General features: G+C 63.0%; 22 protein-coding genes. 5 read left to right on the top strand and 17 right to left on the bottom strand.

Features of this window, described 5'->3' with window-relative positions:
* Positions 1–87: 87 nt before the first annotated feature.
* The 6 genes from F7R11_RS21750 to F7R11_RS21725 all read right to left on the bottom strand — a co-directional run bounded on the left by F7R11_RS21750 (position 88) and on the right by F7R11_RS21725 (position 4912).
* Positions 88–1071, bottom strand: a complete 984-nt coding sequence (locus F7R11_RS21750) for a FecR family protein (protein ID WP_064809083.1) — start codon at positions 1069–1071, stop codon at positions 88–90.
* A 174-nt stretch (positions 1072–1245) separates the two neighbouring features.
* Positions 1246–1758 carry an RNA polymerase sigma factor gene (locus tag F7R11_RS21745; RefSeq protein ID WP_021193583.1) on the bottom strand — a complete coding sequence of 171 codons (513 nt, stop codon included), beginning with the start codon at positions 1756–1758 and terminating at the stop codon, positions 1246–1248.
* Positions 1751–2431 carry a TonB C-terminal domain-containing protein gene (locus F7R11_RS21740; RefSeq protein WP_167317178.1) on the bottom strand — a complete coding sequence of 227 codons (681 nt, stop codon included), beginning with the start codon at positions 2429–2431 and terminating at the stop codon, positions 1751–1753. Before F7R11_RS21740 ends, F7R11_RS21745 begins: the two co-directional genes overlap by 8 nt.
* A 368-nt stretch (positions 2432–2799) precedes the next feature.
* Positions 2800–3579, bottom strand: coding sequence for an enoyl-CoA hydratase (locus F7R11_RS21735; RefSeq protein WP_104577587.1), 780 nt, complete (start codon positions 3577–3579; stop codon positions 2800–2802).
* A gap of 8 nt (positions 3580–3587) precedes the next feature.
* The gene (locus tag F7R11_RS21730) at positions 3588–4022 is read right to left on the bottom strand and encodes a MarR family winged helix-turn-helix transcriptional regulator (RefSeq protein WP_064807924.1); all 435 of its coding nucleotides are present in this window, start codon (positions 4020–4022) and stop codon (positions 3588–3590) included.
* A complete protein-coding gene (locus tag F7R11_RS21725; protein ID WP_064807926.1) occupies positions 4019–4912 on the bottom strand; it encodes an alpha/beta hydrolase family protein in 894 nt (297 codons plus the stop codon). The genes F7R11_RS21730 and F7R11_RS21725 overlap by 4 nt, the downstream gene beginning before the upstream one ends.
* A gap of 117 nt (positions 4913–5029) precedes the next feature.
* Here F7R11_RS21725 and F7R11_RS21720 point away from each other — a divergent pair, with 117 nt between their 5' ends.
* A complete protein-coding gene (locus tag F7R11_RS21720; RefSeq protein WP_021193578.1) occupies positions 5030–5386 on the top strand; it encodes an ArsR/SmtB family transcription factor in 357 nt (118 codons plus the stop codon).
* The gene (locus F7R11_RS21715) at positions 5370–6332 is read left to right on the top strand and encodes an SRPBCC family protein (RefSeq protein WP_064807928.1); all 963 of its coding nucleotides are present in this window, start codon (positions 5370–5372) and stop codon (positions 6330–6332) included. Before F7R11_RS21720 ends, F7R11_RS21715 begins: the two co-directional genes overlap by 17 nt.
* Here the strand turns inward: F7R11_RS21715 and F7R11_RS27445 are convergent.
* Genes F7R11_RS27445 through F7R11_RS21705 form a run of 3 tightly spaced genes read right to left on the bottom strand, consistent with a single transcriptional unit; the run spans position 6322 to position 7411 of the window.
* The gene (locus F7R11_RS27445; RefSeq protein ID WP_257784471.1) at positions 6322–6447 is read right to left on the bottom strand and encodes a hypothetical protein; all 126 of its coding nucleotides are present in this window, start codon (positions 6445–6447) and stop codon (positions 6322–6324) included. The two genes, F7R11_RS21715 and F7R11_RS27445, sit on opposite strands and share 11 nt — an antisense overlap.
* Complete coding sequence (locus tag F7R11_RS21710; RefSeq protein ID WP_064807930.1) at positions 6444–7010, bottom strand: DUF4865 family protein; 567 nt, start codon at positions 7008–7010, stop codon at positions 6444–6446. Before F7R11_RS21710 ends, F7R11_RS27445 begins: the two co-directional genes overlap by 4 nt.
* Before the next feature lie 8 nt (positions 7011–7018).
* Positions 7019–7411, bottom strand: a complete 393-nt coding sequence (locus F7R11_RS21705; RefSeq protein ID WP_064807933.1) for a tautomerase family protein — start codon at positions 7409–7411, stop codon at positions 7019–7021.
* Positions 7412–7521: 110 nt separating this feature from the next.
* Between F7R11_RS21705 and F7R11_RS21700 the strand changes: the two genes are divergently transcribed.
* From F7R11_RS21700 to F7R11_RS21690, 3 genes are all read left to right on the top strand, one after another.
* The gene (locus F7R11_RS21700) at positions 7522–8376 is read left to right on the top strand and encodes a LysR family transcriptional regulator (protein WP_064807935.1); all 855 of its coding nucleotides are present in this window, start codon (positions 7522–7524) and stop codon (positions 8374–8376) included.
* A 68-nt stretch (positions 8377–8444) separates the two neighbouring features.
* Positions 8445–9284: an AraC family transcriptional regulator gene (locus tag F7R11_RS21695; protein WP_064807937.1), complete on the top strand. Its 840-nt coding sequence runs from the start codon at positions 8445–8447 to the stop codon at positions 9282–9284.
* 2 nt (positions 9285–9286) lie between these two features.
* Positions 9287–10390 carry an alpha/beta hydrolase family protein gene (locus tag F7R11_RS21690; protein WP_064807939.1) on the top strand — a complete coding sequence of 368 codons (1104 nt, stop codon included), beginning with the start codon at positions 9287–9289 and terminating at the stop codon, positions 10388–10390.
* A gap of 18 nt (positions 10391–10408) precedes the next feature.
* On the opposite strand, the gene F7R11_RS21685 is transcribed toward F7R11_RS21690, so the two are convergent.
* From F7R11_RS21685 to F7R11_RS21650, 8 genes are all read right to left on the bottom strand, one after another.
* Complete coding sequence (locus tag F7R11_RS21685) at positions 10409–11530, bottom strand: beta-ketoacyl-ACP synthase III (RefSeq protein ID WP_064807941.1); 1122 nt, start codon at positions 11528–11530, stop codon at positions 10409–10411.
* 84 nt (positions 11531–11614) lie between these two features.
* On the bottom strand, positions 11615–12511 hold the full coding sequence (locus F7R11_RS21680) for a winged helix-turn-helix domain-containing protein (protein ID WP_082932945.1): 897 nt from the start codon (positions 12509–12511) through the stop codon (positions 11615–11617).
* Positions 12512–12593: 82 nt separating this feature from the next.
* A complete protein-coding gene (locus F7R11_RS21675; protein ID WP_231973282.1) occupies positions 12594–12836 on the bottom strand; it encodes a hypothetical protein in 243 nt (80 codons plus the stop codon).
* Between the two features lie 443 nt (positions 12837–13279).
* The gene (locus F7R11_RS21670) at positions 13280–13564 is read right to left on the bottom strand and encodes a hypothetical protein (protein ID WP_025584879.1); all 285 of its coding nucleotides are present in this window, start codon (positions 13562–13564) and stop codon (positions 13280–13282) included.
* Positions 13561–14217, bottom strand: a complete 657-nt coding sequence (locus tag F7R11_RS21665) for a DUF3304 domain-containing protein (RefSeq protein WP_025584881.1) — start codon at positions 14215–14217, stop codon at positions 13561–13563. Before F7R11_RS21665 ends, F7R11_RS21670 begins: the two co-directional genes overlap by 4 nt.
* A gap of 16 nt (positions 14218–14233) precedes the next feature.
* Positions 14234–14575, bottom strand: coding sequence for a hypothetical protein (locus F7R11_RS21660; RefSeq protein ID WP_151180563.1), 342 nt, complete (start codon positions 14573–14575; stop codon positions 14234–14236).
* A 98-nt stretch (positions 14576–14673) separates the two neighbouring features.
* On the bottom strand, positions 14674–14907 hold the full coding sequence (locus F7R11_RS21655; RefSeq protein ID WP_231973284.1) for a hypothetical protein: 234 nt from the start codon (positions 14905–14907) through the stop codon (positions 14674–14676).
* 379 nt (positions 14908–15286) lie between these two features.
* On the bottom strand, positions 15287–15931 hold the full coding sequence (locus F7R11_RS21650; RefSeq protein WP_151180562.1) for a hypothetical protein: 645 nt from the start codon (positions 15929–15931) through the stop codon (positions 15287–15289).
* Positions 15932–16091: the final 160 nt, after the last annotated feature.

Raw genomic sequence — 16091 nt, 5'->3', positions numbered from 1 at the left:
CATCCGTGCGGCCTCTCCTGCTATGACGAAGGTCACAAGCCGAACCCGCAATGACAGAAATATGGCAATGCACGATGCTCGCGCACGTTACCCCAGCAGCACGATGCCGCCCGGCAGCTCCGTCACGCTGGCACCCAGCACTTCACGTATCTGCGCGAACACCGTGTCGAGCCGGTCGATACGGAAGCGCCCGTTCAGGCGGCTGCGCGCGAGCTTGTCGTCCACCACCAGCACATGACCAGGGCGGTAGCGGTTGATCTCGCTCACCACATCCGATAGCGGCGTCTGGCGGAAAACCAGCACACCGTTGCGCCACGCCGATGCGGTGGCCACATCGGTTTGCGCAACGGTGCCCAGCATGTATTTGTCGTAGGTGACCTGCTGGTTGGCTGCCAGCGTCAGGCTGCGGCCGCCCACTTCCACACGCACGTCGCCCGACAGGCAGGTCACGCATACGCGCGCATCGAGATTGCGCACCTCAAAGCTGGCCTGCGTGGCAATCGCACGGCCGGGGCCTGCTGCCACAACAAACGGCTGTGCCGCGCCGCGCGCGCTGTTGACGGCGATCTCGCCATCGAGCAGATCAACACCATGCAGCGCGCCCGCATCACGACGCAGCGCCACACTGGTGTGCGTGTTCATGTCGATCGTCACGTCAGCACCGAGTGCCACCTGGCGCTGCTCGCCGGTCTTGGTGCGCAGGTCTGCGGCCAATGAGGGGAACGCACCCCACAGGCCAGCCGGCGCAACCACAGCCACGGCAGCACCGGCCGCCGTCGCAAAAGCGCCACCCAGAAAGGCGCGACGGCCCAACGTGGGCGCGCGGCGCGCCTTGGCGGCTTGGCGACGCCGTACAGCCTCACCCGCCGGGCCAAAGTCCTTCCACAACTGACGTGCCTCGGCAAAGGCGGCGGCGTGCGCATCGCTCGTATCGCACCAGCGCTTGAGTGCCTGCGCGTCGGCCACGGTGGCCTCGCCCGAGGTCAGACGACGCACCCACGCGTGCGCATCGCGGCGCAGCGTGTGCGGAATCTTCAATGTCGTCTTATGGGGTTCGGGTGCTGCCTTCATGCGTTCAACCATCTGTCATACCGCCGTTCTCTCTACGGCCACGGCTTGCCTCTGCCGCCACTCCGACGGTCTTATCGGTATGACGAATCCCGCCACACAAACCCGCAAGCTTTTCGGAAGATTTCTTTTGTACGTCCATTGCCTTGGCAAAGTCCGCCGCACCAAGGCGCATGGTTATCGGCCAAGCTTGGCGGCGCAGTGCTCCTGGGCGCGTTGCAGCTCCAGCTCCACCAGCCGCAGCGAGATGCCAAAGCGCTCGGCCACCTCCCGCTGCGGCGTGCCCTCCAGGCGCACGGCCAGCAGGATGTCGCGGCGGCGCTGGGGCATCTGCTCCATCGCGCGGATCAGCGCGTCGAGCTCGGAGTTGGCTTCGGCCACTTCAGCCGGGCCGGGTGTGGGGCTGACCAGTTCGAGCATGGTCTCAACCTCGCCCACGCTCAGGCGACGGTCTTCGGCACGCTGCTGGTCAATCGCCGCGTTAAAGGCCATGCGGTAGAGATACGCACCGGGGTTCTGCACCGGCTCGATGGCATCGGTGTTGCCGTTGCCTTCCAGGCGCAGCCAGATGTCCTGCAGTGCGTCGCCGGCCAGATCCGGGTTGCCCAGCCGGCGAGCGAGCAGGTATTTCAGGTGGCTGTAGCGCTCCACCAGAAAATCGCGCAGTACGGCGCGGCTGCCGTCAGCCATGGCGCACTCCGGCTGAGATGACGGAGACGGACGCAGCCGGTGCAACACAGCCCCAGCTCTGCCCCGAGGCGCGCGGCATCACGACAAAGGTGAATGGCTGCGCCACGGATGCCGGCACCGCCTCGCCCACCGACACGCCCTGCAGCGCGCTCACCACCAGTCGATCGAGCACCGCATCGCCGGTGGAATCGAGCAGATGCACCGGGCCTATGCTGCCCCGCGCATCCACCCACAGGCGCAATGCAATGCGGTGCCGGCCTTGCGCGAGGATCGGGTTCGCACAGAACGCATCGCGTATCCGGTGCTGGATCAGGCCGTAGTACCAGCGTTGTGCCGGCTGGTTGGCGGTATCGGGTTCGTTTGCCTCTGCACTGGCTTGCGAACGCACGGGCAGCAGCACCAGCGTGTCGGCACCGGTGTAGCGCGGGGCCAGGCCACTGCCCTCCAGCAAGCGCAACAGCGCCATGTGCGGCGTCATGGCACCACGCACGGCAGGCGCAGCACGGCCCGCCGTCAACGCGCTGTCATACAGCAAGGACATGCCGGTGACAGCACCGTAGTGCTCCAGCGCACGCTGCAGCGGCTGCGGCTCGATGTCGAACCAGCGCTCGACATCCAGAGGCGGCGCGCCGGCAATGACGGCCGGCTCCGGCTCGACAGGGCCGGCAGACACGGCAGGATGGAAAACGCAGACGCCGATCATCGCGATGCACCAAGGCAGTATCCGCCGCGCACCACCCGATGCGACGTTTCCAGCCATACCCGGTCAGTGTGAGAGACGCGTGCTACATCGCCCGGTGTGCGGACGTGTTTCACAACGCGCAAGTGTGAAGTAAGCGCGTAGGGTAGTAATGCAACGTGACTGTTCTGTTACAGCACCCGTTGGAGGGGGTGCAGAGCAAGTGCACGCTCAGGCGTTTGAATCGCCCCCATGCGGGCTGAGGGTGCGTGGGGAGACCACGGCCGCAGCTTGGTCGATCGGGCCATTCGGAAAGAAAAAAGGCGGCCAGACCAGGGCCGCCGAAGGAGACACCGCCGCGCTCAGTGCGCCACGGCGTTGAAATTGGGCGGCCGTCGATCGACAAACGCCCGGAAGGCTTCATGCGCCTCGGGAGACTGCAAACGCCTGGCAAACGAGGCGCTCTCCACATCCATCTGCTGCTTGAGCAGTTCAGCATCGCGCATCAGGCGTTTGGTTTCGGTCAGTGCACCCAGCGGCTGACGTGCAAGACGCTGCGCAATCGCCTGTGCCTCGTCGCCGAGCTTGTCGAGCGGCACCACCCGGTTCGCCAACCCCCATGCGAGCGCAGACTGCGCGCTCACCGCATCACCCAACGCAAACATCTCGAACGCGCGCACATGGCCCAGTCGCGCGGGCATCAGCAGGCTCGATGCGGCTTCCGGCACCAGCGCCAGATTGACGAACGGCGTGGAGAGCTGTGCGTTGTCGGCCAGCAGTACGAAGTCGCAATGCAGCAGCATGGTCGTGCCGATGCCAACCGCACGCCCCTGCACCGCCGCCACCAGCGGGCGCGTAGCGCGTGCCAACGCATGCAGGAAGCGGATGACGTTGCGCTCGCCATCGCTCTTGCCGCCGGTCATGGCCACCGAGGCGAACTCGCCGATGTCGTTGCCGGCCGAGAACATGTCGCCCTCGGCGCGCAGCAGGACCACGCGTACGGTGTTGTCGCGCTCAGCAGCGTCCAGCGCATCGGCCAGCGCGCCATACATGGCATCGGTGATGGCGTTCTTCTTGTCAGCACGTGCCAGCGTGAGCGTCAGCACGCCGTCGGCAATATGGCTTTGAATATGACTCTGGATGGGTTCACTCATTGCTCGTCTCCTGTGGGGAACTTGGTTTGCAGGCTGGTCAGCCAGCGTGCGACGACGTCGATCTCGGCGTCGGTAAAACCTTCGGTCAGGCGTGCGTTCAGCTCGGTCAGGCCGGTGCGTGTTTCAGCCGCCGCGGCGCGGCCGGCGGGTGTCAGCCAGAGTTGCCAGGCGCGGCCGTCCTTGGCATCGGCGCGGCGCTCGATCAGGCCGGCGTCGGCGGTGCGATCCACCAGGCCGCTCATGGCGGACGGCCCGAGGTCAAGCGCGGCACCGGCCTCACGCATCAGCGCGCCGTCTTTCTTCTCCAGGAAGAACAGCAGACCGGATTGCGCAGCGGTCACGCCCTCCCCGGTGCGCGTCTGAATCCAGCGCTGCAGGCGACGTTGCCCGACGTTGATCAGATAGACGAGGCGGCGATCAGGTGCGGTCATGCAGCCTCCGCAGCTTCAGGCACGCGTGCAGCCGCTGCCTGCGCGGCAAGCCAATCGGCCAGACCCGGCCAGAGCGTGTCGACAAATTTGGGGCGGAAGAAACCCATGTGCCCGACGGCACCGCCTGCCTCCGCCGGCGCAATCTGGCGACGCTCGACCCAGGTGCCGGTGAAGTGCTGCGTCAACGCGTTGATGGCGGGCGGTGTGGCCCAGGGATCGTCGTCAAAGCCGTAGACGAGCAGGGGGTTCGTTACGCGGTTGAAACGCTCGACAGCGCCGAGCGTGGGGTCATCGAAGAAGTAGCGTTGCATGCCTGCCCACGCGCCCCACTCGATGGCAACGCCGCCCGGCAGGTCTTCGCCCAGGCCCAGGCGCTTGCCGGGCACGTAGCCAATCAACCGCCCCAGTGCCGGGCCGACGCCGCGCAGAATCAACTCAACGCGCCAGCGCTCTCCCCGCTGGCGAATGAAGCGCGAGTTGCCGGTATGGCAAGCCACCAGCACCGCGCCGGCCAGCCCCCAGCCCGCACCGCTCATGCCGATGCCGTGGCCGCCCACTGAATGCCCCACGGCCAGTTGCGGCAGTTCCGGATAGCGCGCCCGCGCCCGGCGCGTCACGCCTTCCGCGTCGAGCAGCATCCAGTCGCGCATGCGGGCAGCAAAGCCGCGCAAGGTCTTCGGCCGGGATGCGCCGATGCCGCGGTAGTCGTACGTAATGGCGTGGAAGCCGCGTTCGGCCAGGAACTGCGCAAAGGCCTGATAGATGCGTTGCGGCACCCCCGTGGCCGGGTGCATGACGACCACGCCCTGCGGCGTGCCGGCGGCCGCCCAGAACGTGGCGCCCAGGGGGTAGCCGTCTGTGGCGGGAATGGTTTGAGGTGTGCTGTCCATCGTATCGATTTAGTTCGCATGCGAAGTGTTTTACTTTGTATGCGAAGTAAATCGACGTGTCAACCACCGAAAGATAAAGTACTTGCTTAACTATTCAGAGTCGCTATAGTTAACAACATGCTTAACCATGACACTTCTCTCGATCTCGCCTTCCAGGCGCTGGCAGACGGCAACCGGCGCGCGATGCTGGTCCAGCTCGTGCGTGGCCCGGCTTCTGTGAGCGAACTGGCGCAGCCGCTCGACATCTCGCTGCCGGCAGTGATGCAACACCTGTCCGTGCTGGAGAACTCCGGTCTCGTGCGATCGGAAAAGGTGGGCCGCGTGCGCACCTGCCGGATCGAACCCGAGGCCCTGAGCCTGGCCGAGCAGTGGATCAACCAACGGCGCCTGGAGTGGGAGCAACACTTCGACCGCCTCGGCGCTTACCTGGATACCCTCAAAACCCAAGGAGACCCGCATGACGACGACCATTGACAGCCCCACCGCTACGACCCTGCGCCCGCTCGTGATCTCACGCACCTTTCCCGTCTCGCGCGACTGGGTCTTCACGGCGTGGAGCACTGCTGAACACATCAAGCGCTGGTTCTGCCCGACGCACTACACGGTGCCGGACGCGACGGTCGAGTTTCGCGTGGGCGGCAAGTTTGACGTCTGCATGCGCTCGCCCGAGGGGCAAGACCATTGGTCGCGCGGCCACTTTGTCGAGATCGTGCCCAATGCGCGCCTGGTGATCGACATGAACGTGGTGGATGCCGACAACCGCCCGCTGATGAACGCGCACACCGTCGTCACGTTTGCCGAAGAAGGGGGCGAGGGTGCGAAAGCCACGCGCATGGAAGTCACGCAGACCCACACGCCGCTCGCCCCGATTGCCGAGATGATGATCAAGGGTGCGCCCGAAGGCTGGAAGCAAACCCTCGACAAGCTGGAGCGCGAAGCCGCAAGCGTGCCGCTGGCCGACGGCATCAAGCGCTCGGTCGTGCATGCCACATTCACCATCGAGCGCACGTACGATGCGCCGCGCTCACGCGTGTTCAAGGCACTGACGGACCCTGCCGCCAAGGCCAAGTGGTTTGCCGGCGGCAACGGCTACACGCTGCTGGTGCGCGAGATGGATGCCACCCCCGGCGGCCGTGAAGTCGTCAAAGGGCGATGGGACAGCGGTGTGGTGTCGAGCTTCGAGGCCCTGTACCACGACGTCATCCCCAACGAACGCGTTGTCTACTCGTACGTAATGCACCTGGACGACCGCAAGATCTCGGCCTCGTTGGCCACGCTGGAACTGCGTGAGGCAGGCAATGGCACACGCCTCGTCATGACCGAGCAAGGCGCCTTCCTGGATGGCTACGACGATGCCGGCTCGCGCGAACGCGGCTCGCAGTTCCTGCTGGACATGCTGGGCAATTCGCTCAAGGACTGAGCACCCGCAGCACATCGCGCGCGACGGTCGCCAACGTGACCGCCGCGCCGACGATGAGCCCCATGCCCCACAGCACGCCGCCCACATAGGCGAACAGGATCTGGCGCGTGGTCATGGCAACGTCTCCAGCAGCGGCTGCGCGAGATGCAGTAGTTGGTGGCACGTGGCGGTTTCATTGTCGGCAGGCGGCACCTCCGACAGGCGTACCCTTATCAACCGCCACGCCACTGTGTCCACGCCGATAACGGCCGCCGCCGTCCCTGCCAGTGCGGCAGCTTCGCGGTTGCGTTCAATGGCGTGCCGGAAGACATCGGTCAGATCTCCATCGGGTGCGATGTCCTTCTCTTCGAGATATGCGAAGCGCGCCGTATTCGATGGTCCTTTGCGCGCATCCAATGCCACATGTGTGCGGATGGCCGCGCGGCCAAAGCTTTCGGTCACGACGTGGTAACGGCCGTTGACGAGAAAGTCACGGAAGGCGGCGTCATGCTGCCAAAGATAGAGCGACGAATACTCATTGGCAGTCGCGCCAAACTTCCCTTTCTCCCGCAGCAGAAACGCTTTGAAGAACAGGGCCGGTGCGTCATCCCATAGCGGACCACGCTGACTGGCGCGCACGTGCAGCCGCGCCATGTCGTAGTCGGCGGGCAGATGGTGAGCATAGTGAGCGAGCAACATGCGACACCTCAGCTTTTGTCTGCCACGTACTGCGCAATGCCGTGGCCGAACGACCAGTTCTCGGGCAGCACTTCCACCAGGTTGATGAACACGTCTTCGGGCCGCAGGCCGGGGCTCTCCTGCAGCAACTCCACGATGCGGCGATAGAGCGCCTGCTTTTGCTCGCGCGAGCGCGTGTTGCTGACGGTGAGCTGGAGCAGGATCGCATCGTCGCTGCGCGCAATACCAAAGTACGTGGGGCTGACGCTGAAGGTGCTGGCGTCGTGCTCGGTGATCGCCATGAAGCGATCGTCCTCCGGCACGTTGAAGGTCTCGCGCATGGCGCGATAGACGCTGTCGAAAATGGCTTGGTGATAGGCAGCGGGCTTGCCGCGCCGCAATGACACTTGAACGAGGGGCATGGTGGACTCCGTGTTGGGTGATGAACCGTGCTCACAGCATGCCTCGGGTTGTTCATTTCAAAAAGACATCCTAAGATATTTCAATCATTCGATTTCAAAATGACTGAACCATGAGGATGCTCGATCTGGAGGCCGTACAGGCCTTCGTACTGACCGCCGACCTGAAGAGCTTCACGCGTGCCGCCGAGGCAATGGATTCCACTCAATCCGCCGTGAGCCTGAAGATCAAGCGGCTGGAAGACACGCTGGGCCGCCGCCTGCTGGAGCGCACGCCGCGCCTGGTGCGGCTGTCGCAGGACGGCAGCGCCTTTCTCGGGCCGGCACGCGATCTGGTGGCCGCGCATGAGGGTGCGATGGGCTCGTTCGGGTTGGAGCGGCGTCGGCTGTCGGTCGGCATGAGCCACCACATCGTCGGGGCGGAGCTGCCGCGCCTGCTGCGCCAGATGAGCCGGGCCGAACCTGCCCTGACGCTGGAAATCCGCATCGACAGCTCGCGGGAGATCCTCGATGCGTTTGAAGACGGGGCACTGGATGCGGCCGTGATCCTGCGCCACGACAGCCGCCGCACCGATGGCGAAGTCCTCATGGAAGAGCCCTTCGGCTGGATGGCCGCCCCCGACTTCGAACACCGCAGCGGAGAACCGCTCTACCTTGCCACGCAGTCCGAGCCCTGCCGCGTGCGCGAGATGGCCGTCAACGTGCTGGATGCGGCGGGCATTGCGTGGCAGGAAGTGTTTGTTGGCGGCGGCGTGGGCACCATCGGCGCAGCCGTCGCGGCCGGGTTGGCTGTCGCCGCACTCAGCCGGCGCGTGGCACCGCCCGGCACCATCGACGTGGGCGAATCGCTCGGCCTGCCGCCACTGCCACCGCGCAGCGTGGTGCTGCATTCTCGGGTGGCCGATCCGGTGGCAAAAAAGGCGCTGCGCACCTTCTCCACCACCCTGCGCGCAACGGCCGGGCGATAACGCTGCAGGCGCACATTTGCGCAATCGCTGCACCGCGCGCAGTACGCCGGGCGACTATGCTTTGTCGCATGAAACCCCGCACCATTCGCGACTACCACCGCCGCATCGCCCGCGTGATCGAGGCGATCCTGGCTGATCCCGCCGCCCCGCACACCGTGCAGAGCCTGGCGGAGGTCGCCCACCTGTCGCCGTTTCATTTCCACCGCATCTATCGCGCACTCACCGGCGAAGGTGTGTTCGAGACCGTGCAGCGCGTACGGCTGGCGCAGGCGGCCCAGCGCCTGACCGGAGCGGAAGACTCCGTCACCGACGTCGCCATCAACGTCGGCTATGGCAGCCCGCAGGCCTTTGCCCGTGCGTTTCGCGAGTTCACGGGGGTCAGCCCGCGCGCCTTTCAAACCCGGCAGCAGGAACTGATCGTGCCGACCACGGAAGCCGCTGGCCTGCCGCCGCTCGAACTGGTCGAGCAGCCGCCCCTGAACGCCCTGTGCCTGCGGCACGAAGGCCCGATCGCGACCATCCGCCAGACCTTCATCGCGCTATGGGAGGCGCTGGGCATCGAGAGCACGTCGCTAGACGCACCCGATCGCATCGGCATCTGCTATGGCGATCCGGAAACGCCCGGCTCGTTTGCGTACTTTGCGGGCGTCATTCTCGATACGCCACGCGCCATCACGGGCGGCCTGCAGCCGATGCGCATCGAAGGCGGCCTGTATGCCTCACACCGCCTCATCGGCCCCTACGCCTTGATCGCACCGACGATGCAAGCGTTGTATGGCCGCTGCCTGCCCAGCTACGGCTTCGAGCCGGATGACCGGCCGACGCTGGAGCTGTATCGCAGTCCCGCCCGCCACCCTGTGCCGAGTGCGTGCGTGACCGACCTGATGATCCCCATCCGCAAGGAGTAACGATGTTGCGTCATTGCGTTGCCGCCGCGCTGGCGGCCTTTGTCATGGGCGCCGCCTGTGCGGCCGAGCCCGCCGCGCCCTATCACGTGGGCGAAACCTCCCGCGTGTTCCATCCCCAAGTCGAGCGGCATTGGCGTGGCGCACGCACGGAAGCGCTTGTCACCAACATCTGGTATCCGGTGGATGCGTCAGTGCCTGAAACGCCGCGCAACATCGGCGAGCCCGGTCGGCCAACATTTCGCGGCCATCCATCGGCCGGCGAAGCGGCGCTGGCGCCCGCCCACTCCACCTACCCGCTGCTCATGCTGTCGCACGGCACCGGGGGCACAGCCGACAGCCTCGACTGGTTGGCCGCCGCATTGGCCGCCAACGGCTATATCGTCGCGGGTGTGAACCATCCGGGGAACAACGCGCTGGAGCCCCTCACGCGCGACGGCTTCATGCTGTGGTGGGAACGCGCAACGGATGTGAGCGAGGCGCTCGACAGCATCCTCGCCGACCCGGTCTTGGGCGCGCATGTCGATCGCACACGCATTGGCGCAGTGGGTTTCTCGCTGGGGAGTTATACGGTGTTGGAGCTAGCAGGCGCACGTACCAATGTGGCGGCGTTCGAAGCATTCTGCGGCGGGCCACAAGGCGACGCGATCTGCCGGCCGCCAGAAATGGATCGCTTGCAGCCGAGCCCCGGACCCAATGCGCCGAAAACGGCAGCAACGGAAGCCTCCCTTGCCCGCTCAGGCGCCTCCTACCGCGACGTGCGCATCCAGGCCGTCTTTGCCATCGCACCAGCCCTGGGCATGGCGTTGGATGCAGACTCCCTGCGCAGTATTGCGCTGCCGGTCTCGCTGATGGCGGGTGACGCCGATGTGACGGTACCCGTGGAGAGCAACGTGCGCCGCATCGCCGGCCTGGTGCCGAACGCCGATGTGGTGCTGGTTCCGGGCGCGTCGCACTACACCTTCATCGATACGTGCCACCCGGGGGCGATACCGCACCTGCCACTGCTGTGCCAGGACAAGGCAGGCGTCGATCGTGACGTCGTCCACGCCGAGGCTGTGCGCCGTGCGCTGGACTTCTTCCGGGCGACGCTGCCGGCCAAAACCTGAGCATCGCCCGCCGGCGGCTTAGCGTTTCTGAAGCGCCACGCTGCCGATCGAATAGCCCGCACCAAACGAGCAGATCAGCCCCAGGTCACCCGCCTTCATGTCGGCGCGGTGACGGTGGAACGCAATGATCGAACCCGCCGAGGCTGTGTTGGCGAACTCATCCAGAATGACCGGCGCCTCATCAGCCGAGGCCTCATGGCCCAGCAAGCGCTTGCCGATCAACTGGTTCATCGCCAGGTTGGCCTGGTGTAGCCAGAAGCGGCGCACGTCTGCCGGCGTGTGACCCAGTTGCTGCAGATGGGCGGCAATGTGCTCGGCGGCCATCGGGCAGACTTCCTTGAACACCTTGCGGCCTTCCTGGCGGAAGAGCTGGTCGCGGTCGTCCGGGTTGCGGTCTTCGCTGCGCGAGAGGTAGCCGGCGTTGTTGCGGATATTGTTCGAAAAGCTGGTTGCGCACTTGGTGCCGAGCACGCGCCAGGCATCGGCCGAGCGGGTGTCTTCTGCGCGCTCGACCAGCACGGCCGTACACACGTCACCGAAGATGAAGTGGCAGTCGCGGTCTTTCCAATCCAGGTGGCCCGAGGTGATCTCGGGGCTCACCACCAGCGCGGCGCGCGCTGTGCCGCTGCGCACCGCATTGATGGCCTGCTCCAGCCCAAAGGTGGCCGAGGAGCACGCAACGTTCATGTCGAACGCATAACCGCCCGCGCCGATGCCGTTCTGGATTTCAACGCCCAGCGCCGGATACGGGCGCTGGAAGTTGGACGTTGCGCACAGCAGCATGTCGACGTCCGCAGCATCGCGGCCGGCGGCAGCCAGGGCATCGCGCGCGGCCGCCACACCGATCTCGGCCTGCAAGGACAGCGCATCATCCGGGCGCTGCGTCAGATGCGGACGCATGCGCGCCGGGTCCAGCACGCCAGCCTTGTCGATCACGTAGCGCTGGCGAATGCCTGAAGCCTTTTCGATGAATTCCGCCGATGATTCCGACAACGGCGCCAGCTCACCCGCAGCAATGGCTGCTGCGTGTTCCGCATTGAAGCGTTGTGCGTAGGCGTTATAGGAGGCGACAAGCTCCTCGTTGGTGATGACCTCCGGCGCGACCCACAGGCCCGTGCCGCTGATAACAACGTCGTGCATACCCGGTGTTTGTGAAATTTGTGTGGCGGGGACGATAGCACATTGGGTGGGGGGTGGGCCGGACTGGGGTGTTGTCGTTTACATCTAGTCCGGGTGGTGACGTGCTCCCGTGGCCGCTTTACGGCTAGGTTTGCCCCAGCGAGTCACCGCCGCCTTCTGCACAGCAACGTTCACTGCATCCGGCACGGATCTAGCGGCATGCCGCAACTCAGGTTGGTCCATGACGACTTCTGCTTGCACGCCGATGACCTGCTTCGACTGCACCTCGCTACCAGCATCAGCATCCGCCACCAAACGATAGCCGCCGCCTCGAACCGTCTGGATCAGGCCATCGCACGCGGTGCCCGCCAGGGCAGCACGCAACTTGCGCACGTGCACGTCGACCGTCCGCTCACCAATGAAGATGTGCTCACCCCAAACGCGATCAAGCAGTTGCGCACGGGCATGTACGCGGTTCGGGTGCATCACCAGGAAGTGCAACAGGCGGAATTCCAGCGGACTGAGCGAGATTGCTCGTATCCCTGCCTCGATTTGCACTGTCACGCCAAGCGTAAGTGGATCAAGCTGCAGCCCACGGACCTGCGGGATTTCGTCGACCGGTGGTTGTGGCATGCGACGACGTAAAACGGCACGAATGCGAGCGTGCAGCTCCCCCATGTCGCAAGGCTTGACCATGTAGTCGTCGGCGCCCGCGTCGAGCGCGGCGATCCTGGTGTGAATATCGTCAAAGTGCGAGAGCACGATGACCGGCAGGCTGCAAATATGCTTGCTGGTACGCAACGCTAGCAACGTATCGATCAACACGTTTTTCGGTTGCGCCCAATCCATCACCAATAGATCGAGTGACGCGAACTGAGCGGCTGCAGATACCCGCTCAACATCGTCAACCCGTTGCACAACATGCCCACCACCGCGCAGGGACGACAACAGTCGTTCCCGCTCCGCTTGGTCTTGTTCGACCAGCAATATCTGCTTACCCACGCTTCAAGTCTCCCCGCTAGCCAGTTTCGACAGGCTTCAGAGTTGGCAGCGATGGACGCCTCGAAGACAGCACATGGGCGAGCTAGCTGTTCGCCCCATCCCACACTGTCAGCGCATTGAATGCTTCGTCTGCCCACGCCAAGCACGTGCCGAGATATTCAGCCTTGCGGGCTTCATCCAGGGTAAAGAAGTGTTCCAGACCGTACGTGTGCAGCATGCCCAGGAACGCGCGCAGCTTGGAAAGCTTGTCGAACAGTTCGGCATGCGCCTCCAGGCGCAATGCAATGTACGAATCGGAATGCAGATCAGAAATGGGAAGGGTCACGCTCGGTCTCCTTTGAACGAGAACTGCGCGCCACCACGAATGAGGGTGGGCGAGCACGGACGAGGTGGAACACCGATGCATACCAGTCGGGGCGGCCGAAGCCGCACTCGCCCAGCTCGCCCATAGAGACGAAGCCGGGCCATAGCGAAAGAGGACAAGAATCTATGCTCGACTCTTGCCCGGTATGCACGAGGGTTCCACGCCTCGATCCCCTTCTCTATGGCACTGAAAGGGATGGGCAAGAGTCTAGCGATGAATGGCTGGAGCCTACAAGGCTGTCTGGCCAAAATCAGAATTATCGCAGACTGGGTATCCGGCACGTGTTGGGAGGCAGCCTGGCGATTGCTGGGCCGACTATCTCTTGAGGAGATTCGTGCTCCCGGAGGATATCTGCATCGCGCCGGCGACCTTCCTGCAAATCCAAAGGGCTCTCAGCGGCGCATCTAATGGCCTCTGACGATTCCAACTAGCAAGAGCCCAGCCAGCAATCCGAGTGCGCTGATCTTGAACGTTTTGTGCACTAGCCCCGCGACCAATGCCCAGATCGTGCCACCGACAGCGAGGACAACTCCGACGAGTACCGTCAGAAACCCGACGCCCCAATCCTGGCTATTGCCACCAACTTTCAGGATGGCCCAGCATGCCAGTCCTGCAACCGGGAAGACGGCTGCGCCTCGAATGAAGTCACGCTTTCGTGTTTCGGCGCTATCGCTGACAGTCTCGTTCATTTGTCGCTGCACCTTGCGTGCTGACTATCGTTGTCTATGTTTCCGCTGGGCTTCCGCAGTGCAGGGCTGTATCGATCCATCGACACGCGAGGTCGTGACGGATAGTCTGTGATCGCAACCTGAATGGTGCCGTCCTGATAGAAATGCACTTCGAAGAAGTTTGCATCTCTCGGCATCGGCCCCTTCAGCAACACAGTCTGCTCGCACCATGGACGAACCCCAATGCCGTCGCGTTGCCATTTAATGCCAACCGGAACCGGCAGTGGCGTCTCCTGTGGAATCGGCGCGCAACACGTGCCACCGCCATAGCTGTACCCACGCGAAGACACTTCAATATTTCCGCCGCCTGCGCCTTCAACCGAGAAATTGGCAATCGCCGTGTCGGTGTAGTTGTAGCCGACAATCGTCAGCCCTTTGAGAAACGCTGGGGTTCGCTCGGGTCCCGTATAGAGTTGAATGCCATTGAGTGTCGGCGGTGCGCTCTTCTCCATCCGCCGGATCATCTCGCGCTGTGCTTCAGTTGCATTCGGCATCGCGTCTGCGATGGAGGCCGCACTGCTGCTCCTATGACAAATCGCCAGCACACAAACCACCTTCACCGCGATCGCAAGAAGGCTGGCACGCCAAGACTTGTCTAACGCAAGCGTCCTCATTTTCTTCCTTCGCTGCTTAGCGATCGGCGCAGTCCGGCCGATTTTGTGCCTCATTGAAGTGCTGCACGCGGTGGGCTGACTGGGAACGATAGGGTCTGTAAAGAAAATACCAATAAACCAAAGGAGGCACGACCACCAGTCCAACTGGTGCACCAAAAATGCCAAGCAGCAAGATGCCCAACAACAGATCTTCTACACCGCAGCACTTCGACGGTTGCTCAACGAGAACCGCCACCACAAAGAAGAGGCCCGCCGAAGTGGCACCGATTGCCGGTCCCGCCACAAAGGAAAGAGCAAAGACAAGTTTTCTCCAGGTGGGCTTCCGTTTGCCGGCGGCACGCGAACGAAGACTCATCATGGCTCAGTTGCTACGTATGCACACTCAGTTCGTAGCAAGGCCTGGCATAACGGCAGGCTCACACCTAGCCAGCGAAACTTTGACGGCCCACTGCACCCTTACTGCTGCGGCTTTGCCCACAGCGGACTCTTGTTATCCGAGGCCAGCACCTGCGCGAGCACATCCGCGTCGGAATCGCGCGCCGGTGCCGCGTTGTTCTTGCGGGACCGCACGATCTTAGAGCGCTTCTTTACGTGCTTCTTCGCCTGAGCTTTGGTCTTTGTGCTGACTTGAACGGGGTTGGCAGAGTCCTGCGACGGCGTGGTGAGCTGAGCGCCGATGCCAGCGTTCATACAGACGGCGGTGAGAAGAGCTACAGCGATTTTGTATTGCATCTTTCTGAGAGAGGTTGGTTGATTTAGAAGAAGGGGCTGACCAAGAGAAATGCCAGCGCCATGGCACCCAGCACGATCACACCGCCCACGCCAATCAGGGTATAGGCGATGCCATACCGGTAAGGCGCCAGAGACGGACACCGTGCCTTCTCTAAGTACGCAGTGCGAGCTGAGGCATCGACACTGCCGCTAGCCTCATGCAGGCTCTGCAGCTTAGGTGCGCACCGCTGTTCACTTACGCATCACCTGTATTCACCGTCGTGATTGACGTCACTGCCAGCTCTGCACCACGTAGGGTTGTATGCGTCGGTTAATGTTCGGCAGAAATTTATTGCCACTATTTCCCAACGAACCGCAGAGAATGCATCATATCCATAAATAAATCGTAACTTAACCCATTCTCCAGACTGAACTCTCGCTTCCTCAGAAGGCAGACACCGGTAAGCTGAGCTGTCACTGCGTCATTACCTACCATGACATGAACGCAGCGATACGCCTTTGTAAACTCTCTCGATGGCTTGCAACCCGGACGCACTTTCCCAAATGTCTCCTCTGCAATCCACCCGTGCCAGTTAGCCCCGTGAATTGGCGTGACCTTTGTATCGGTTACCGGCCCACAGTTTGACTCGCCATACGCTGCCGCAGGCCGTAACGCTGGAGCACCGCTTCCGCTTACGAGAAATATTCCATCAGCGTCATCGCCGATTTTCTTATCGACACCGACGCCCTCAATCACAAAGCTGATACGCGCACCCTCGCTATTTTGATTCGGATCATATTGAATATCCATATCCAAAACAGCCTGCCCACCATTTTCATACGATCCTGTACACCCAAAGCCCATTGGCTGATCATATACATACTTAAGATCTGGAACACGCACTGACATCCCGCATTGCCGCACGACATCCGGATCCATGACATTGGTTGCTATGCTCTTAATATTTCCAGTATCCATTGCCGATTGAGCACTGACACTCATGCAAATGAGAAATGTCCAAAGAAATACAATGCAACGAATCAATAGATATCCTCCACCTGGCGGCGTAAGCCATTTTCGTCCGGCATGGTTAGCATGTCATTCAAAATGAAATACGCATAGCGGAAGAACTGTTGATGCGCCGGCAAGCCGCCAGCCCCTC

Source organism: Ralstonia insidiosa, assembly GCF_008801405.1.
Taxonomy (GTDB): Bacteria; Pseudomonadota; Gammaproteobacteria; order Burkholderiales; family Burkholderiaceae; genus Ralstonia; species Ralstonia insidiosa.
This window is presented reverse-complemented; position numbering and strand designations above follow the sequence as displayed.

Coding starts and splice junctions, on each gene's coding strand:
- F7R11_RS21690 (WP_064807939.1), top strand. CDS start 9,287: ATGTTGCGTCATTGCGTTGCCGCCGCGCTGGCGGCCTTTGTCATGGGC.
- F7R11_RS21650 (WP_151180562.1), bottom strand. CDS start 15,931: ATGAGTGTCAGTGCTCAATCGGCAATGGATACTGGAAATATTAAGAGC.
- F7R11_RS21715 (WP_064807928.1), top strand. CDS start 5,370: ATGACGACGACCATTGACAGCCCCACCGCTACGACCCTGCGCCCGCTC.
- F7R11_RS21720 (WP_021193578.1), top strand. CDS start 5,030: ATGCTTAACCATGACACTTCTCTCGATCTCGCCTTCCAGGCGCTGGCA.
- F7R11_RS21730 (WP_064807924.1), bottom strand. CDS start 4,022: ATGACCGCACCTGATCGCCGCCTCGTCTATCTGATCAACGTCGGGCAA.
- F7R11_RS21710 (WP_064807930.1), bottom strand. CDS start 7,010: ATGTTGCTCGCTCACTATGCTCACCATCTGCCCGCCGACTACGACATG.
- F7R11_RS21745 (WP_021193583.1), bottom strand. CDS start 1,758: ATGGCTGACGGCAGCCGCGCCGTACTGCGCGATTTTCTGGTGGAGCGC.
- F7R11_RS21700 (WP_064807935.1), top strand. CDS start 7,522: ATGAGGATGCTCGATCTGGAGGCCGTACAGGCCTTCGTACTGACCGCC.
- F7R11_RS21705 (WP_064807933.1), bottom strand. CDS start 7,411: ATGCCCCTCGTTCAAGTGTCATTGCGGCGCGGCAAGCCCGCTGCCTAT.
- F7R11_RS21670 (WP_025584879.1), bottom strand. CDS start 13,564: ATGAACGAGACTGTCAGCGATAGCGCCGAAACACGAAAGCGTGACTTC.
- F7R11_RS21685 (WP_064807941.1), bottom strand. CDS start 11,530: ATGCACGACGTTGTTATCAGCGGCACGGGCCTGTGGGTCGCGCCGGAG.
- F7R11_RS21725 (WP_064807926.1), bottom strand. CDS start 4,912: ATGGACAGCACACCTCAAACCATTCCCGCCACAGACGGCTACCCCCTG.
- F7R11_RS27445 (WP_257784471.1), bottom strand. CDS start 6,447: ATGACCACGCGCCAGATCCTGTTCGCCTATGTGGGCGGCGTGCTGTGG.
- F7R11_RS21750 (WP_064809083.1), bottom strand. CDS start 1,071: ATGAAGGCAGCACCCGAACCCCATAAGACGACATTGAAGATTCCGCAC.
- F7R11_RS21695 (WP_064807937.1), top strand. CDS start 8,445: ATGAAACCCCGCACCATTCGCGACTACCACCGCCGCATCGCCCGCGTG.
- F7R11_RS21660 (WP_151180563.1), bottom strand. CDS start 14,575: ATGATGAGTCTTCGTTCGCGTGCCGCCGGCAAACGGAAGCCCACCTGG.
- F7R11_RS21655 (WP_231973284.1), bottom strand. CDS start 14,907: ATGAACGCTGGCATCGGCGCTCAGCTCACCACGCCGTCGCAGGACTCT.
- F7R11_RS21665 (WP_025584881.1), bottom strand. CDS start 14,217: ATGAGGACGCTTGCGTTAGACAAGTCTTGGCGTGCCAGCCTTCTTGCG.